The organism is Streptomyces roseofulvus (assembly GCF_039534915.1).
GTDB lineage: Bacteria > Actinomycetota > Actinomycetes > Streptomycetales > Streptomycetaceae > Streptomyces > Streptomyces roseofulvus.
The window spans coordinates 6,937,332-6,951,214 of sequence record NZ_BAAAWE010000001.1; the positions used below are offsets into that span (position 1 = coordinate 6,937,332).

The following is a 13,883-nucleotide window of genomic DNA, read 5'->3' on the forward strand; positions in this document are numbered from 1 at the left end:
GCCAGACCCCATGAGCCGCGCAGATGAGAGAAAGAGGTGAGGGCGTGCCCGTCAGCCGCTCCGTCGTGATCGGCGTGGACAGCTCCACGCAGTCCGCGAAGGCCGTCGCCGTCGACACCGCCACCGGACGGGTCCTCGGCCTCGGCCGCGCCCCGCACACCGTCACCGGAACCGGCGGCGCCCGCGAGAGCGACCCCGACCAGTGGTGGACCGCCCTGGCCACCGCCGTCCGCGCGGCCGTACGCGACGCCGGCCTCGCCCCGGAGGACGTCACCGCCCTCGCCGTCGCCGGACAGCAGCACGGACTCGTCGCCCTCGGCGCCGACCACCGGCCGCTGCGCCCCGCCCTCCTCTGGAACGACACCCGCTCCGCCCCGCAGGCGGCCGCCCTCACCGAACGCCTCGGCGGCCCGAAGGCCTGGCTCGACCGCACCGGTTCGGTCCCCGTCGCCTCCATGACGGCCGCCAAGTGGCAGTGGCTGCGCGAGCACGAACCCCACCACGCCGAGGCCACCGCCGCGGTCCGCCTCCCGCACGACCTGCTCACCGAACGGCTGTCCGGCGAAGCCCTCACCGACCCCGGCGACGCCTCCGGCACCTGCTGGTACTCCACCGCCGACGGCGCGTACGACCCCGCCCTGCTCGACCTCCTCGGGCTCGACCCGGCGATGCTGCCGACGGTCGCCCCGACCGGCGCCACCCGCGCGGGCACCCTCACCGCGGCCGCCGCCGAGGCCCTCGGCCTGCCCCGCACGGTCACGGTCGCCGCGGGCACCGGCGACAACATCGCCGCCGCCGTCGGCCTCGGCCTCGGCGCCGCCGGCCTCCTCGACCACCCCGTGGTCAGCCTCGGCACCTCCGGCACCGTCTACGCGGCCACCCGCACCCGCCCCGCCGACCCGGCCCTCGCGGGCTTCGCCGCCACCGACGGCACGCACCTGCCGCTGGGCTGCACCCTCAACTGCACGCTCGCCGTCGACCGGTTCGCCGCGCTCTTCGGCCTCGACCGCGAGGACGCCCTCCCCGGCGGCGAGACGGTGGTCCTGCCGTACCTGGACGGCGAGCGCACCCCCGACCTGCCCGCCGCCTCCGGCCTCGTCACCGGACTGCGGCACGCCACCGACCCGCGCGCGGTCCTCGGCGCCGCCTACGAGGGCGCGGCCTTCACCCTCCTCCGCGCCCTCGACGGCCTCCTGGCCGCCTGCGGTCTCGATCCCGCCGACCCCGCCGTACGCGACCGTCCGCTCCGCCTCATCGGCGGCGGCGCCCGCGGACGCACCTGGACGGAGACCGTCGGCCGTCTCTCCGGCCGGCCCCTGGTCCTCCCCGCCGCCACCGAACTCGTCGCCCTCGGCGCCGCCGCCCTCGCCGCCGGCGCCGCCACCGGCGAGGACCCGGTCGCCCTCGCGACGGCCTGGGGCACGGGCGCGGGCGAGACCCTTCCCGCCGTCGCACGCGACGAGGAGACGTGGGCGCGCATCGAGGGGGTGCTGGGGGCGGCGAGGACCGGGCTGCTGTCCTGAGGGCGGCCGCGGTCGGATCCCGGATCCAGCGTCCCGGACGGTGGATCCGGGGTGGTGGATCCGGGACGGTGGATCCCGGATATTGGATCCGGCGGGATCCATCGCGCCCGAAGGCGGTGCCTAACCCTCCTCGGGTGCCCTCTTGCCCTGCTGCTTCTGTTCGTCCTCGGCCTTGTCCTCGGCCTTTTCGGCGTCCCGCCGCCTGCCGGGGCGGTCGGCCTCCGCGGCGGCGAACTCCGCGGCAGCCGAGTAGGTCTCCGGGATCGTGAGCAGGGAGGCCACGCCACGCGCCGCCACACCGGCCGCCCTCACCACGACCTCAGCCAGTTCCTCCACCATCACGGTCCCCTCGTTCTCGGTAGCGTCCTGCTTCACCCCTACTGACGTGCGGAGACGTCCGAGGGTTGAGCGGGCGGCCCGGCCTTCGCCGCCGCGACGAAGGCGCGGATCAGGTCGTGGTCCTTCACGCCGGGCGCGGACTCGACGCCGCTGGAGACGTCGACGCCCCAGGGGCGGGCGGTGGCGATGGCCTCGGCGACGTTGCCCGGGGCGAGGCCGCCGGCGAGGAGCCAGTGGCCCTCCGGGCGGGCCGTGTCCAGGAGCGAGAGGTCCCAGCGCGAACCGGAGCCCGCCCTGGGCGAGTCGAGCAGCAGGATCTCCTCGCCCAGCGCGCCCACCCGGGTGTCGGGCCCGTCGGCGAGCGCGGTCGCCCGCCACAGGTGCGGGAAGACCTCGGCGGCGGCCTCGAACTCGGCGCGGCCGTAGGCGCGTCCGTGCAGCTGCAGCGCGTCGAAGCCGAGGTCGGCGGCGATCCGGGCGGCCTCGGCGGCCGGGGTGTCGTTGACGACGAGCACCGACACGACGCCGTCCGGCACGTGCGCGACGAGCGCCGGCACCCGGTCCCGGTCGAGCCCCCGGACACTGGTCCCGCTGATCACCAGGCCGACCGCGTCCGCGCCCGCCTCGGCGGCCACGTCGATGTCGGCGGTCGTGGCGAGCCCGCACACCTTGACGAACACTCTGTCGCTCCTCTGCTCCCGTCCCGGCGCCGCCGAGCCTACTGACCGCTCCCGGTGGCGTCGATCCGCCGCTGGTGCACCCGCAGGTGGAGGGTGGCCAGGTCGAGCAGCGGGGTCGGCACGCCCAGGGCGCGCGCCCGCGCGGTGAGGTCCCCGAAGAGGTGCTCGACCTCGGTGGCGCGGCCCGCCGTCAGGTCCCGGTAGAGCGAGGGCACCATCGGCGAGCCGGACGCCGAGACCACCGCGAGCGTCGCCGCCCGCTCCTCCTCCGGCACCGGGTGTCCGGCCGCCGCGGCGACCGCCGCCGCCTCCGCGAGCACCGCGGGGCCCAGCTCCGGCCCGCCGGGGGTGTCGTACACCTCGCCGACCGTGCCCCGCATCAGGCTGGTCACCGCGCCGAAGGTGGTGATGAAGACCCACTTGTGCCACATCGCGGTGACGATCGACGCGGGCACGGGCGCGTCGATCCCGGCCTCCTCCAGGACGGTACGGATCTCCTTCACGCGCGGCGACACCGTGCCGTCCCGCTCGCCGAGGGCCAGGTGCGCCAGCGGCGCGAGGCGCCGGATCGCGCCGGTGTCGTCGAGCACCGTGACCACCTTCGCGACGCCGCCGAGGACGGCTCCGGCGCCGAACCGGGCCTCCAGCGCGTCGAGGTGGGCCAGGCCGTTGAGCAGCGGCAGCACCGCCGTCCCCGGCCCCACGAACGGGGCCAGGTCGGTCAGGGCCGCGTCGAGGGCCGTCGCCTTCACGCCGAGCAGGACGAGGTCGTACGGGCCTCCGGACGGCCCCTCGCCGGCCGTGACGAGCCGGGGCGCGTCGAGCACCCACTCCTCGTCCCGGCCCACCACCCGCAGCCCGCCCGCGCGCAGCGCCGCCGCGCGGGCGGGGCGGACCAGGAAGGTGACGTCCTGCCCGGAGCGGGCCAGCATCGTGCCGAAGTAGCCACCGGTGGCACCGGCGCCGACGACGAGGATCTTCATGGGGTTCCCTTCGTGGAGCGCCGGACCGGCGCGGGGGTGAGCAGCGGGGTGAGCAGCCGGTGCGGGCGGGTCAGGGCCGCCGTGACCGGGTCGGCGCCGGCGCCGGGCGGGGCGAGCCCGGGCCCCGGGGCGACCAGCAGGTCGCCGGGCGGGACGACGGCGGCGCAGCCGGAGCAGTGCCCGTCGGGGCCGACCCGGGCCCCGTCGGCGTGGTGCAGGAAGAGGCGGCGCGGTCCGCCGCCGGGCGGCGGCGCGTGCTCCTCGCCCCATTCGGTGAGCGCCCGGACCGCCGGCCACAGCCCGAGGCCCTTGGCGGTGACCGCGTACACCTCGCGGCGGCCGCCGCCCGGGTCGGGTCGGCGGTCCAGGACGCCGGCGGCGGTGAGCCCGGCCAGCCGGTCGGTGAGCACCGCCCGGGGCAGGGAGAGGTGCGCGGCGAACTCGCCGAACCTGCGGACGCCGTAGAAGGCGTCCCGCAGGATCAGCAGCGTCCACCGCTCGCCGACGACCTCCATCGCGCGGGAGAGGGAGCAGGTCTGGCCGCGGTAGTCGCGCGGAAGGGTCATGGCGGGCAGCGTACGCGAAAGAGTTCGGTCACTGAACTCTTTTCGCGCGGAGGTGCCGTCGGCCGGCCACGCGGAGGTGCCGACGGGCCCCGGCGCGGAGGGGCCGGTGGGCCCCCGTGCGCAGGCGCGGCGGGTATTTCTGTTCGAGCGAAGGGGGCGACTAGGCTCACGCTCACCATGAACCAGCCCACGGAACCCAAGGCCGACAAGGCGGGGGTGCGCCGGCACAACCTGAGCCTCGTCCTCAGGACCGTCCACGACGCCGGCGAGACCACCCGGGCCGCCGTCGCCGCCCGCGTCGGACTCACCCGGCCCGCCGTCTCCTCCCTCGTGGAACAACTCCTCGACCTCGGGTTCCTGGTCGAGTCCGGCAAGACCTTCAGCGGCCAGGCGGGCCGCCCCGGCACCGTCCTCAAGCCGGCCGGGACCGGCCCGGCCGGCCTCGGCGTCGAGATCAACGTCGCCTACGTCTCCGTCTGCCTGGTGGACCTCACCGGCACCGACCGGATCCGCCGCACCGTCCGCGTCGACAACCGCGCCGCCGCCCCCGAGGTCCTCGACCGCGCCGCCCGCGTCGCCGCAGAGGCGCTCTCGGAGGCCGAGGCGCTCGGTCTGAGCCCGGCCGGAGCCGCCCTCGCCCTGCCCGGCCTGATCTCCGGCGGCACCGTCCGCCAGGCCCCCAACCTCGGCTGGCACGACACCCCCGCCGAGCGCCTCTTCGGCGACGCCCTCGCCGCCCTCCGCCCCGGCGCCCACGGGCTCCCGGTCGCCTCCGACAACGAGGCGAACATGGCGGCCCTCGCCGAACTCCGCTTCGGCGCCGCCGGCACGCCCCGCACCTTCCTCCACCTCACCGGCGAGACCGGCGTCGGCGGCGCCGTCGTCGTCCACGGCGAACTCCTGCGCGGCGCCCACGGCTTCGCGGGGGAGATCGGTCACCTCGTCGTCGACGCCGAGGGGCCCCGCTGCCGCTGCGGTTCCCGCGGCTGCCTGGAGCAGTACGCCGGTCAGGCCGCGCTGCTGGGCGCGACGGGCGCCGCGGACGTCGACGACCTCGCCGCCCGCGCCGAGCGCGCCGACCCGCGGGCGCTCGCGGCCCTCGCCGAGGCCGGCCGGATGCTCGGCCGCGCCCTCTCCGGTGCGGTCAACCTCCTCGACCCCGAGGCCGTCGTCCTCGGCGGGATCTACCCCCGGCTGATGCCCTGGCTGGCCCCGGCCGTCACCGCCGAACTCGCCGAACGGGTCGTCTCCGGCCTCTGGCCCGCCGACGCCCTCCGCCTGCGGGCCGCCTCCCCGGCCACCGACGCGGCCCGGGGCGCCGCCGCCCTCGTCCTCCACGACGTCCTCGCCGACCCGCTCGCCCACACCCGCTGACCCTGCCCGGCCGGCGAGGAAAAGGCGCGAGGGCGGCGCGAACTCCCCAGTAGGGTGCGGGAATGCCGGACATCGTCATTCCCCCCAAGCCGCGCCCCGGCGACCGGGTCGCCGTCCTCTCGCCCGCCGCCGGGCTGCCCGAAGTGCTGCCGCTGCCCTTCGAGTGGGGGCTGCGGCGCCTGTCGGAGGAGTACGGGCTCGTGCCCGTCGAGTACCCGACCACGCGCAAGCTCGGCGCCTCGGCCGAGGACCGGGCCGCCGACCTGCACGCGGCCTTCGCCGATCCCACCGTGAAGGCGATCGTCGCCAGCATCGGCGGCGACGACCAGATCACCCTTCTCCCGCACGTCGACGCCGCGTTGATCCGTGCGAACCCGAAGCCGTTCTTCGGGTTCAGCGACAACACCAACCTGCTGATGCGGCTGTGGAACCTCGGCGTCGTCGGCTACCACGGGGCCTCCGTGATGACGCAGTTCGGCCGCCCCGGCGCCGTCCACCCCGTCACCGACGCCTCGGTCCGGGCCGCGCTCTTCGGCTCGGGACCGTACGACCTGCCGGACCCGACCGAGACCAACGACGTCGAGCGTCCCTGGGAGGACCCCCGCACCTTCGACTCCGCGCCCGTCATGGAGCCCGCCGGGCCCTGGCACTGGCACCGGGCCGACCGGGTGGTCGAGGGCCGCTCCTGGGGCGGCTGCCTGGAGACCGTCGCCCAACTCCTCATGGCGGGCGGCGAGATCGCGGAGCCGGAGGCGTACGAGGGCGGGGTGCTGTTCCTGGAGACCTCGGAGCTGCTGCCCTCCGCCGACGAGGTCTTCCGGATCCTGCGGGCGATGGGGGAGCGGGGCCTGCTCGCCCGCTTCCCCGCGCTCCTCATGGGCCGGGCCTGCGCCTGGTCCTTCGACTCCCCCCACGACCCGGCCGCCCGGGCCGCCTACCGGGAGTCCCAGCGCGCCGCCGTGCTCCGCGCGCTGGACGCCTACGCCCCCGACACCCTGGCCGTCTTCGACGTGGACCTCGGGCACACCGACCCGCAGGTGGTGATCCCGTACGGCGGCACGATCCGTGTGGACGGCCCCGCCCGCCGCATCACGGTCACGTACTGACGCGGCGGGCGGGGCGCGGGGAAAGGACGGACCCGCTCGCCCTATCCCGCCTCCCGCCCCCGCCGGACCAGGTGGTCCCGCACCAGCGCCACGTGCGGTGGGGCCGGCGGGCCGGGGCGCTGCACCAGGAAGCCCGTGTTGATCGGCGGGTCCTCCGGCAGGTGCAGCGGGACGAGGGCGCCCGAGGCCAGCTCCGCGGCGCACAGGTAGCGGGGCAGGACGCTCACCCCGGCACCGCCCGCCACCGCCGCCCGGACCGCCCGCAGGTCCGGGACGGTCACCGCGGGCACGGCCGTCAGACGCCGGCCGAAGACGTGGCGCCAGTACCGGCGCAGAATCGGCAGGTCCTCGGCGTACGCCACGAGCGGTACGCCGTGCAGCGCGGCCGGGCCCTCCTCGGCGATCCGGCCGCCGATCCGCTCGGCCCACACCGGCGCGGCCACCAGGACGAACTCCTCGTCGTCGAGCGGCAGCCAGGCGAGGCTGCGGCCCCGGGGCCGTACCGTCGACACCACCAGGTCGTGCCGGCCCGCGCGGAGCTCGTCCAGCAGGCCGTCCGTCAGGCCGAAGGCGATCCGCAGCCGCACGCCCCGCTCCACCAGCGGCGCCAGCGTCGGCAGCACGGCGTGCGACAGGTACTCGGCCGGGCCAGCCAGGTGGACCGGCTCCGCCGGGCCCTCCTCGCCCGGCGCCCCGGCCGCCGCGCCGGCGGCGGCGCTCAGCGCGTCCAGCGGGCCCATCACCCGCGCCGCCAGATCGTCCGCGAACGGCGTCGGCGCCACCCCGCGCGGCAGCCGCTCGAACAGCTCCCGCCCGAGCCGGCCCTCCAGGGCCCGGATCTGCGCGGTCACCGTGGGCTGCGACAGGCCCAGCACCCGGGCGCCGGCGGTGAAGGCCCCGGCGCGGTACACGGCGAGGAAGGTCCGCAGCAGATTCAGGTCCGGCGGCCCGGCCGGCCCCGGTCCGGGCCCCGCCGGTATTCCCGGTGATCCATCGGAATTCCTATCGTCCACATGTCCGAGCCTATTGGATTCCCATGGGTCCGGACGCCTACGGTCGAACCCTCGCCGTCCGGACGACGCCCCTCCAGGGGCCCGGCACGGCGACCCGCCCCCCTTCGCGACCGAGAGGCCCCGCAGACCCATGTCGAAGATCCTTTTCGTGCTGACCGGCGCCGACCACTGGACCCTCGCCGACGGCACCGAGCACCCCACCGGCTTCTGGGCCGAGGAGGCCGCCGCGCCCTACGAGGCGTTCACCGCCGCCGGCCACGAGGTCGTCGTCGCCACCCCCGGCGGCGTCGTCCCCACCGTCGACCGGGGCAGCCTCGCCCCCGAGGCCAACGGCGGCCCCGAGGGCGCCGCCCGGGTGGCCGCCACCCTCGACGCCTTCGCCCAGCTCCGCACCCCGATCCGCCTGGAGGACGTCGACCTCGCCGAGTACGACGCCGTCTTCTACCCCGGCGGCCACGGCCCCATGGAGGACCTCGCCGTGAACGCCGACTCCGGGCGCCTGCTGATCGACGCGCTCGGCTCCGGCAAGCCGCTCGCCGTCGTCTGCCACGGTCCGGCCGCCCTGCTCGCCGCCGTGGGCGAGGACGGCACGAACGCCTTCGCCGGCTACCGCGTCGCCGCGTTCACCGACGCCGAGGAGACCCAGGCGGGCCTCGCCGACCGGGCGAAGTGGCTCCTGGAGACGCGGCTCCGCGAGGAGGGCGTCGACGTCCAGGCGGGCGAGCCGTGGACCCCGCACGTCGTCGTCGACCGCAACCTGATCACCGGCCAGAACCCGGCCTCCTCCGCCCCGCTGGCGACCGAGGTCCTCAAGCGCCTCTCCTGAGCGGCGCCCCGGCGGGGGCGGCGGCCGGGTGCCGCCCCCGCTCTCATCCGGCTCTCACGCGGGCCTTATCCCGGCCTCACACGGCGGCCCTACCTTCGCCGCCATGTTCTTCACCTACCTCCGGCGCGAACTGCGCCGTCGCCGAAAGGCGGCGCTCGTCGTCGCCTCCGGGCTCGCGCTCGGCATCGCGCTGGTCATCGTCGTGACCTCGGTCTCCGCCGGGATGAAGCAGGCCCAGGGCAAGGTCCTGGAATCCCTCTACGGGCTCGGCACGGACCTCACGGTGACCAAGGCCCAGGAGCGGCCCGCCGACGGCGCGCAGCCCGCGCGGCCCCGGTTCGAGTTCCAGGGCCGGGACGACGGGGAGGCACAGAGCAGCGACCGGCTGATGGTCCAGGGCCTCCAGACCCTCGCCGACTCCACCGTGGCCACCGTGGCGAAGCAGGCGGGCGTGGACCGGGCCGTCGGTGGCCTCAGCCTCGTCAACCTGAAGATCGACGGCGAGTTCCGGCGCGGCGAGATCCAGCGCGGCGAAGGCCAGGCGGAAGGGCAGCCGCAGGGCCCGGGGAAGGCGCAGGGCGGCACCGGCGGCGGTCCCGGCGACACCGTCACCGGCGGCGGCGCCGCCTTCGACGTCGACTCCTTCACCCTCTACGGCACCGACGTCACCAGCCCCGACCTCGGCCCCCTCACCACCTCCACCGTCACCGAGGGCCGCACGTTCAAGACCACCGAGACCGACGCCGACGTCGTCGTGGTCGACAGCGCCTACGCCCAGCAGCAGGACCTCGCCGTCGGCGACGAACTCACCGTCAAGGGCGTGGCGTTCGAGGTCATCGGCATCGCCACCGCCGACAGCGGCCAGTCCGCCGCCCAGGTCTACCTCCCGCTCCAGCGGGCGCAGACCCTCTCCGGCTCGGCCGGCAAGGTCACCACGGTCTACGTCAAGGCCACCGACTCGACGCGGATCGACGCCGTCAAGGCGGCCATCCAGAAGAACGTCGCCGGCACCACCGTCACCACCTCCGCCGACCTCGCCCAGACCGTCTCCGGCTCCCTCGACACCGCCGCCGGCCTCGCCTCCAGCGTCGGCAGGTGGCTCTCGTACGCCGTCCTGCTCGCCGCCGTCCTCGTCGCCGGGCTCCTCACCTCCTCCGCCGTCAGCCGCCGCGTCCGCGAGTTCGGCACCCTCAAGGCGCTCGGCTGGAAGAGCGGCCGCGTCACCCGCCAGGTCGTCGGCGAAGCCCTCGTCAACGGCGTCATCGGCGGCGCCCTCGGCATCGCGGCCGGCCTCGCCGGCGCCTACGCCGTCACCGCCGCCAGCCCCACCCTCACCGCCGAACTCGGCTCCGCCACCGGCGGGTTCGCCGGACGCGGCGGCGGCATGGTGCTCGGCGGGCCCGGCATGGCACGCACCGCCGCCGGCCGCAGCGTCGACATCGCGCTCACCGCGCCCGTCAGCCTCGCCACCGTCGGGCTCGCCGTGCTCCTCGCCCTCGTCGGCGGACTCGTCGCCGGGGCCTTCGGCGCCTGGCGCGCCTCCCGGCTGCGCCCCGCCGACGCGCTGCGCCGCGTCGCGTAGCCGCCTGCCACCCCCCCCGTACCGCAGGAGCCCCTCCCGCACCCCAGGAGTCCCACCCATGTACGAACTCATCGGCGTCACCAAGCAGTACCGGCGCGGCCAGGCGAGAGTCGACGCCCTCGCCGGGATCGACCTGACGATCGCCCCGGGCGACCGCCTGGTCGTCCAGGGCCCCACCGGCGGCGGCAAGTCCACCCTGCTCCAGATGCTCGGCGGCCTCGACCGCCCCACCGCCGGCAGCGTGTTCCTCGACGGCACCGACCTCGCCCGGCTCTCCGAGGCCCGGCTCACGGCCGTCCGCAGCCGGTACATCGGCTTCGTCTTCCAGAGCTTCAACCTGATCCCCACGCTCACCGCGCAGGAGAACGTGGAGACCGCGCTCGTCCCGCTCGGCGTCAAGGCCGCCGAGCGCCGCCGCCGGGCCGCCGAAGCGCTGGACTCCGTCGGCCTCGGCGAGCGCGCCGCGCACCTGCCGTCCGAGCTCTCCGGCGGTCAGCAGCAGCGCGTCGCCATCGCCCGCGCGCTGGTCAAGCGGCCCCAGGTGCTCCTCGCCGACGAACCCACGGGCAATCTCGACGAGTCCACCCGCGACGAGATCGCCGAACTCCTCGAAGGGCTCTGGCGGGAGCACGGCCTGACCTTCGTGATGGTCACCCACGACAGCGCCCTGGCCCGCCGGGCCCCGCGCCTCGCGACCCTCCGCAAGGGACGGCTCACCGTCACCGACAACCCGAAGGCCGCCGCCCCGACGCCCGCCTGAGACGCGGATCACGCCACCGCACTCTTGTTCGGCAATGTCGAACAGCGCGTACGGTGGCGTGACCTTCCGTCGAGCGGGCAGAGGAGCCGGAGCGCGCATGTTCACCTTCACCTCCCAGGACGGCGTCCGCGTCCACGTCCACGCCTGGCTCCCCGGGGGACCCGTCCGCGGCGTCGTGCAGATCGCGCACGGCATGGGCGAACACGGCCTGCGGTACGCCCCGCTCGCCGCCCACCTGGCCGCCCGGGGCCACGCCGTCTACGCCGCCGACCACCGCGGCCACGGCCGGTCGATGCACGCCGGGCCCGGACACCTCGGCGCCGACGGCTGGAACCTCCTCGTCGGCGACCTCGCCACCCTCACCCGCATGCTCCGCGAGCGGCATCCCGGCGTCCCGGTCGTCCTGTTCGGGCACAGCATGGGCTCGTTCGCCGCCCAGCAGTACCTCCTCGACCACGCGGAGCTGGTCGACGGCGTGGCCCTCTCCGGCACCACCGCCGTCGACGCCCTCCTCACCGCCCTCGCCGCGGCCCCCCGGTCCGCCGCCGGCCCCTTCGGCGCCTTCAACGCCCCCTTCGCGCCCGTCCGCACCGAGGCCGACTGGCTCAGCCGCGACGAGGAGCAGGTCGACGCCTATCTCGCCGACCCGCTCTGCGGCTTCGGCCTCGACCTCCAGGGGCTCGCCCACATGGCGGCCGCCGCCCCGCGGCTCGCCGCGCCCGCAGGCATCCCCGCCGACCTGCCCGTCGCGCTCTTCGTCGGCGACCGCGACCCGCTCAACGGCGGCCTCGCCCACACCGACCTGCTGGTCTCCCGCTACCGCGAGGCCGGCCTCACCGACCTCGCCTACCACCGTTACGAGGGCGCCCGCCACGAGGTCCTGAACGAGACCAACCGCGCGGAGGTCGTCGCCGACGTCACCGCCTGGATCGAGCGCGTCACCGGCTGACCGGCCTCAGATCCGGACGCCGTGCCCGCGCAGATACCGCAGCGGATCGACGTCCGCGCCGAAGGAGGGACCGGTCCGCACCTCGAAGTGCAGATGCGGACCGGTCACCCGGCCCGTCGCCCCCGAGCGCGCGATCCGCTGCCCGCCCGACACGCTCTGCCCGGGGGACACGTCGATCCGGGAGAGGTGGGCGTACTGGGTGTAGTGGCCGTCCGGGTGCCGGAGCACCACCTCGTAGCCGTACGCGCCCGCGTACCCGGCCCGCACCACCCGGCCGGGCCCCACCGCCCGTACCGGCGTCCCGCTCGGCACCGCGAAGTCCTGGCCCGTGTGGTACCCCCGCGACCAGGAGCCGCGCTGCCCGTAGAAGCCGGTGAAGACGTACGACTCCACCGGCGCGGTCCAGCCGCGCGCCGCCGTCCCGCCGCCCTGCGCGGGCCGCGACGGGCGCTCCGCCGGGACCGCGCCGGAACGGCCCGTCCGCTGCTCGTACTTCCAGCGGTGCGAGGTCCAGTACCAGTGCCCGCCGGAGCGGAACCAGTACACCCGGTCCGTGGCGTCCCAGCCCTGCCGCCCCCGGAAGACCGGCTCCCGGGCCGGGGCCGCCGGGGCGGCCTTCGCGCCCGCGCCGCCGGTGCGCTGGAGGTAGACGGACCGGTGGCCGGTCCACCGCCACGCGCCCGCCGCGTCGCGGAACCAGTAGCGCGAGCCGTCCCAGCCGGCGTGCGCCGGGGCCGGTTCGGCGGCGGCCGTGCCGGTGGCGGCGGCGGTCAGCGCGACGAGCCCCGCCGCCGTGACCACCGCGCGGCGCACCCCGTGCAGGGACGTCACGGAGTGCGCCGCCCGCGCGGCCTCCAGGCGGGCCGCGAGCGCGCCCGCCGCGCAGCCGGCGCAGGCGCAGTCCTCGGGGGTCTCGTCGGTGAAGTTCGGCGTCTCCAGGCCGTCCACGGCGGTGCTCCTCTCCACGGTCACGCGCTCTCTCACTCCTCGTTCGGGCGGGCGAGGTCGCCCCGCCGGGTGCAGAAGGCGACGGTCAGGTCCTTGACCAGGGCCTGCCGTTCGAAGTCGTCGAGTTCGACAAGGCCGCGCGAGGTCAGCCGGGTCACCGTGTCGTCGACGGCGTCGATCACACCGGTGAGCACCGACTCCCGGTGCCGGGCGTCCAGGACGGCCAGCTGCCGGCGGTGCATCGCGGCGGCCACCTCGGGCGCGTACGCGATCCGGGTCGGCTGGGCCGAGAAGACGGCCACGCCGACCGGCCGGCACTCCGCCGCGAGGAGCCGCGTCAGCGCGTCGCCGACCGCCTCCGCGTTCCGCAGCGTGGGCGCCCCGCCCTGGCAGGCGTCGGCGGGCAGCTGCGACAGCACGCGCGCGGTGGCCGCCTCCACCTGCTCCCGCAGATAGCCGAGATGGTCGTCGACGGCGTACAGCGCGCGGGCCGTGTCCCGTACCGACCAGACCACCAGCACCACCACCCGCAGCGCCGAACCCTCCGCGTCCACGGCGGCGAGGGGCTCGCTGCGCCAGTGCCGCAGCCGGACGTCGACCCGGCGGCGCAGCACGAAGGGGCTGATCCAGACCAGGCCGGTGCGGCGCACGCTGCCCCGGTAGCGGCCGAAGAGGGAGAGCACCCAGGCGGAGCCGGTACGCCCGCGCGTGAGGCCGCCGAAGCAGACCACGGCGAGCACGCCCAGGCCGGCGAGGGCGGCCCACTCCCAGGGGAGCAGGTGCGCGGCGCGCAGGGGGCGGGCCCGCCAGAGGAGCGCGGCGGCGCCGCCCAGGGCGGCCGTCCCGGTGAGGACGGCGAGCCATCCGGGGGCGGCGGGACCGGGGCGTTCGGCGAGCCCGGCGTCGGCGGGCGGGTGGCGGCGCGGCGGGGCGCCGCCGTCGGCGAGGGGGTGGCCGGTCGTGGTGCGGGTCGGGGCGGTGTCGTCTCGGGGGCGGCCCGCGTCCGCGCGGGATCGCGCGGGGTCGTCACGGGGACGGTCGGGGTCGTCGTGGGGTCGTTCGGGGCCGGGGTCCGACCGGAAGAGGTCGTCCATCGCTATGCCGTCCGCGTGCCGGCGCACGCGGACGGGCAGGGCCCGTGGGGATGGCTCGGTCATGAGGCCCTTTCGGCCGTACCGGAGGTGACGGCACGTCGGATGATCTTCGAGCTCCATCGTCACAGGGGTGTATGTCC

The 13,883-nt window shown here is 76.4% G+C and carries 13 protein-coding genes and 1 pseudogene; 7 read left to right on the forward strand and 7 right to left on the reverse strand.

Annotated features, from left to right (window positions below; all coding sequences use genetic code 11):
• Positions 1-44 precede the first annotated feature (44 nt).
• Positions 45-1,523, forward strand: a complete 1,479-nt coding sequence (xylB, locus tag ABFY03_RS31950; protein WP_346171468.1) for a xylulokinase — start codon at positions 45-47, stop codon at positions 1,521-1,523.
• 120 nt (positions 1,524-1,643) lie between these two features.
• On the opposite strand, the gene ABFY03_RS31955 is transcribed toward xylB, so the two are convergent.
• From ABFY03_RS31955 to ABFY03_RS31970, 4 genes are read right to left on the reverse strand one after another with little or no spacing between them, the layout of a single operon-like run.
• Entirely contained in the window at positions 1,644-1,898 is a 255-nt protein-coding gene (locus tag ABFY03_RS31955) for a hypothetical protein (protein ID WP_346171469.1), read from the reverse strand.
• A 2-nt stretch (positions 1,899-1,900) separates the two neighbouring features.
• Positions 1,901-2,542, reverse strand: coding sequence for a phosphoribosylanthranilate isomerase (locus tag ABFY03_RS31960; protein WP_346171470.1), 642 nt, complete (start codon positions 2,540-2,542; stop codon positions 1,901-1,903).
• Positions 2,543-2,580: 38 nt separating this feature from the next.
• Complete coding sequence (locus tag ABFY03_RS31965; protein WP_319010476.1) at positions 2,581-3,525, reverse strand: ketopantoate reductase family protein; 945 nt, start codon at positions 3,523-3,525, stop codon at positions 2,581-2,583.
• Positions 3,522-4,091: a winged helix-turn-helix transcriptional regulator gene (locus ABFY03_RS31970; RefSeq protein ID WP_319010477.1), complete on the reverse strand. Its 570-nt coding sequence runs from the start codon at positions 4,089-4,091 to the stop codon at positions 3,522-3,524. The genes ABFY03_RS31965 and ABFY03_RS31970 overlap by 4 nt, the downstream gene beginning before the upstream one ends.
• Positions 4,092-4,268: 177 nt before the next feature.
• Here ABFY03_RS31970 and ABFY03_RS31975 point away from each other — a divergent pair, with 177 nt between their 5' ends.
• Together ABFY03_RS31975 and ABFY03_RS31980 are read left to right on the forward strand one after the other, a co-directional pair.
• The gene (locus tag ABFY03_RS31975) at positions 4,269-5,465 is read left to right on the forward strand and encodes an ROK family transcriptional regulator (RefSeq protein ID WP_346171471.1); all 1,197 of its coding nucleotides are present in this window, start codon (positions 4,269-4,271) and stop codon (positions 5,463-5,465) included.
• Positions 5,466-5,527: 62 nt separating this feature from the next.
• Positions 5,528-6,571, forward strand: a complete 1,044-nt coding sequence (locus tag ABFY03_RS31980) for a S66 family peptidase (protein WP_346171472.1) — start codon at positions 5,528-5,530, stop codon at positions 6,569-6,571.
• A gap of 41 nt (positions 6,572-6,612) precedes the next feature.
• Here ABFY03_RS31980 and ABFY03_RS31985 read toward each other — a convergent pair whose 3' ends face one another.
• Positions 6,613-7,584 (reverse strand): LysR family transcriptional regulator, encoded by a 972-nt coding sequence (locus tag ABFY03_RS31985; protein ID WP_386723797.1) that lies wholly within the window; start codon positions 7,582-7,584, stop codon positions 6,613-6,615.
• A gap of 130 nt (positions 7,585-7,714) precedes the next feature.
• Between ABFY03_RS31985 and ABFY03_RS31990 the strand changes: the two genes are divergently transcribed.
• The 4 genes from ABFY03_RS31990 to ABFY03_RS32005 all read left to right on the forward strand — a co-directional run bounded on the left by ABFY03_RS31990 (position 7,715) and on the right by ABFY03_RS32005 (position 11,701).
• Positions 7,715-8,410, forward strand: coding sequence for a type 1 glutamine amidotransferase domain-containing protein (locus ABFY03_RS31990; protein ID WP_346171473.1), 696 nt, complete (start codon positions 7,715-7,717; stop codon positions 8,408-8,410).
• A 103-nt stretch (positions 8,411-8,513) separates the two neighbouring features.
• On the forward strand, positions 8,514-9,992 hold the full coding sequence (locus ABFY03_RS31995) for an ABC transporter permease (RefSeq protein ID WP_319010481.1): 1,479 nt from the start codon (positions 8,514-8,516) through the stop codon (positions 9,990-9,992).
• 58 nt (positions 9,993-10,050) lie between these two features.
• Complete coding sequence (locus ABFY03_RS32000) at positions 10,051-10,752, forward strand: ABC transporter ATP-binding protein (RefSeq protein ID WP_319010482.1); 702 nt, start codon at positions 10,051-10,053, stop codon at positions 10,750-10,752.
• Positions 10,753-10,849: 97 nt separating this feature from the next.
• Positions 10,850-11,701 (forward strand): alpha/beta fold hydrolase, encoded by an 852-nt coding sequence (locus ABFY03_RS32005; protein WP_346171474.1) that lies wholly within the window; start codon positions 10,850-10,852, stop codon positions 11,699-11,701.
• A gap of 6 nt (positions 11,702-11,707) precedes the next feature.
• Here the strand turns inward: ABFY03_RS32005 and ABFY03_RS37965 are convergent.
• A pseudogene (locus ABFY03_RS37965) lies at positions 11,708-12,067 on the reverse strand (M23 family metallopeptidase); the annotation flags it as partial.
• A gap of 614 nt (positions 12,068-12,681) precedes the next feature.
• Positions 12,682-13,806 (reverse strand): SPFH domain-containing protein, encoded by a 1,125-nt coding sequence (locus ABFY03_RS32015; protein WP_346171476.1) that lies wholly within the window; start codon positions 13,804-13,806, stop codon positions 12,682-12,684.
• Positions 13,807-13,883: the final 77 nt, after the last annotated feature.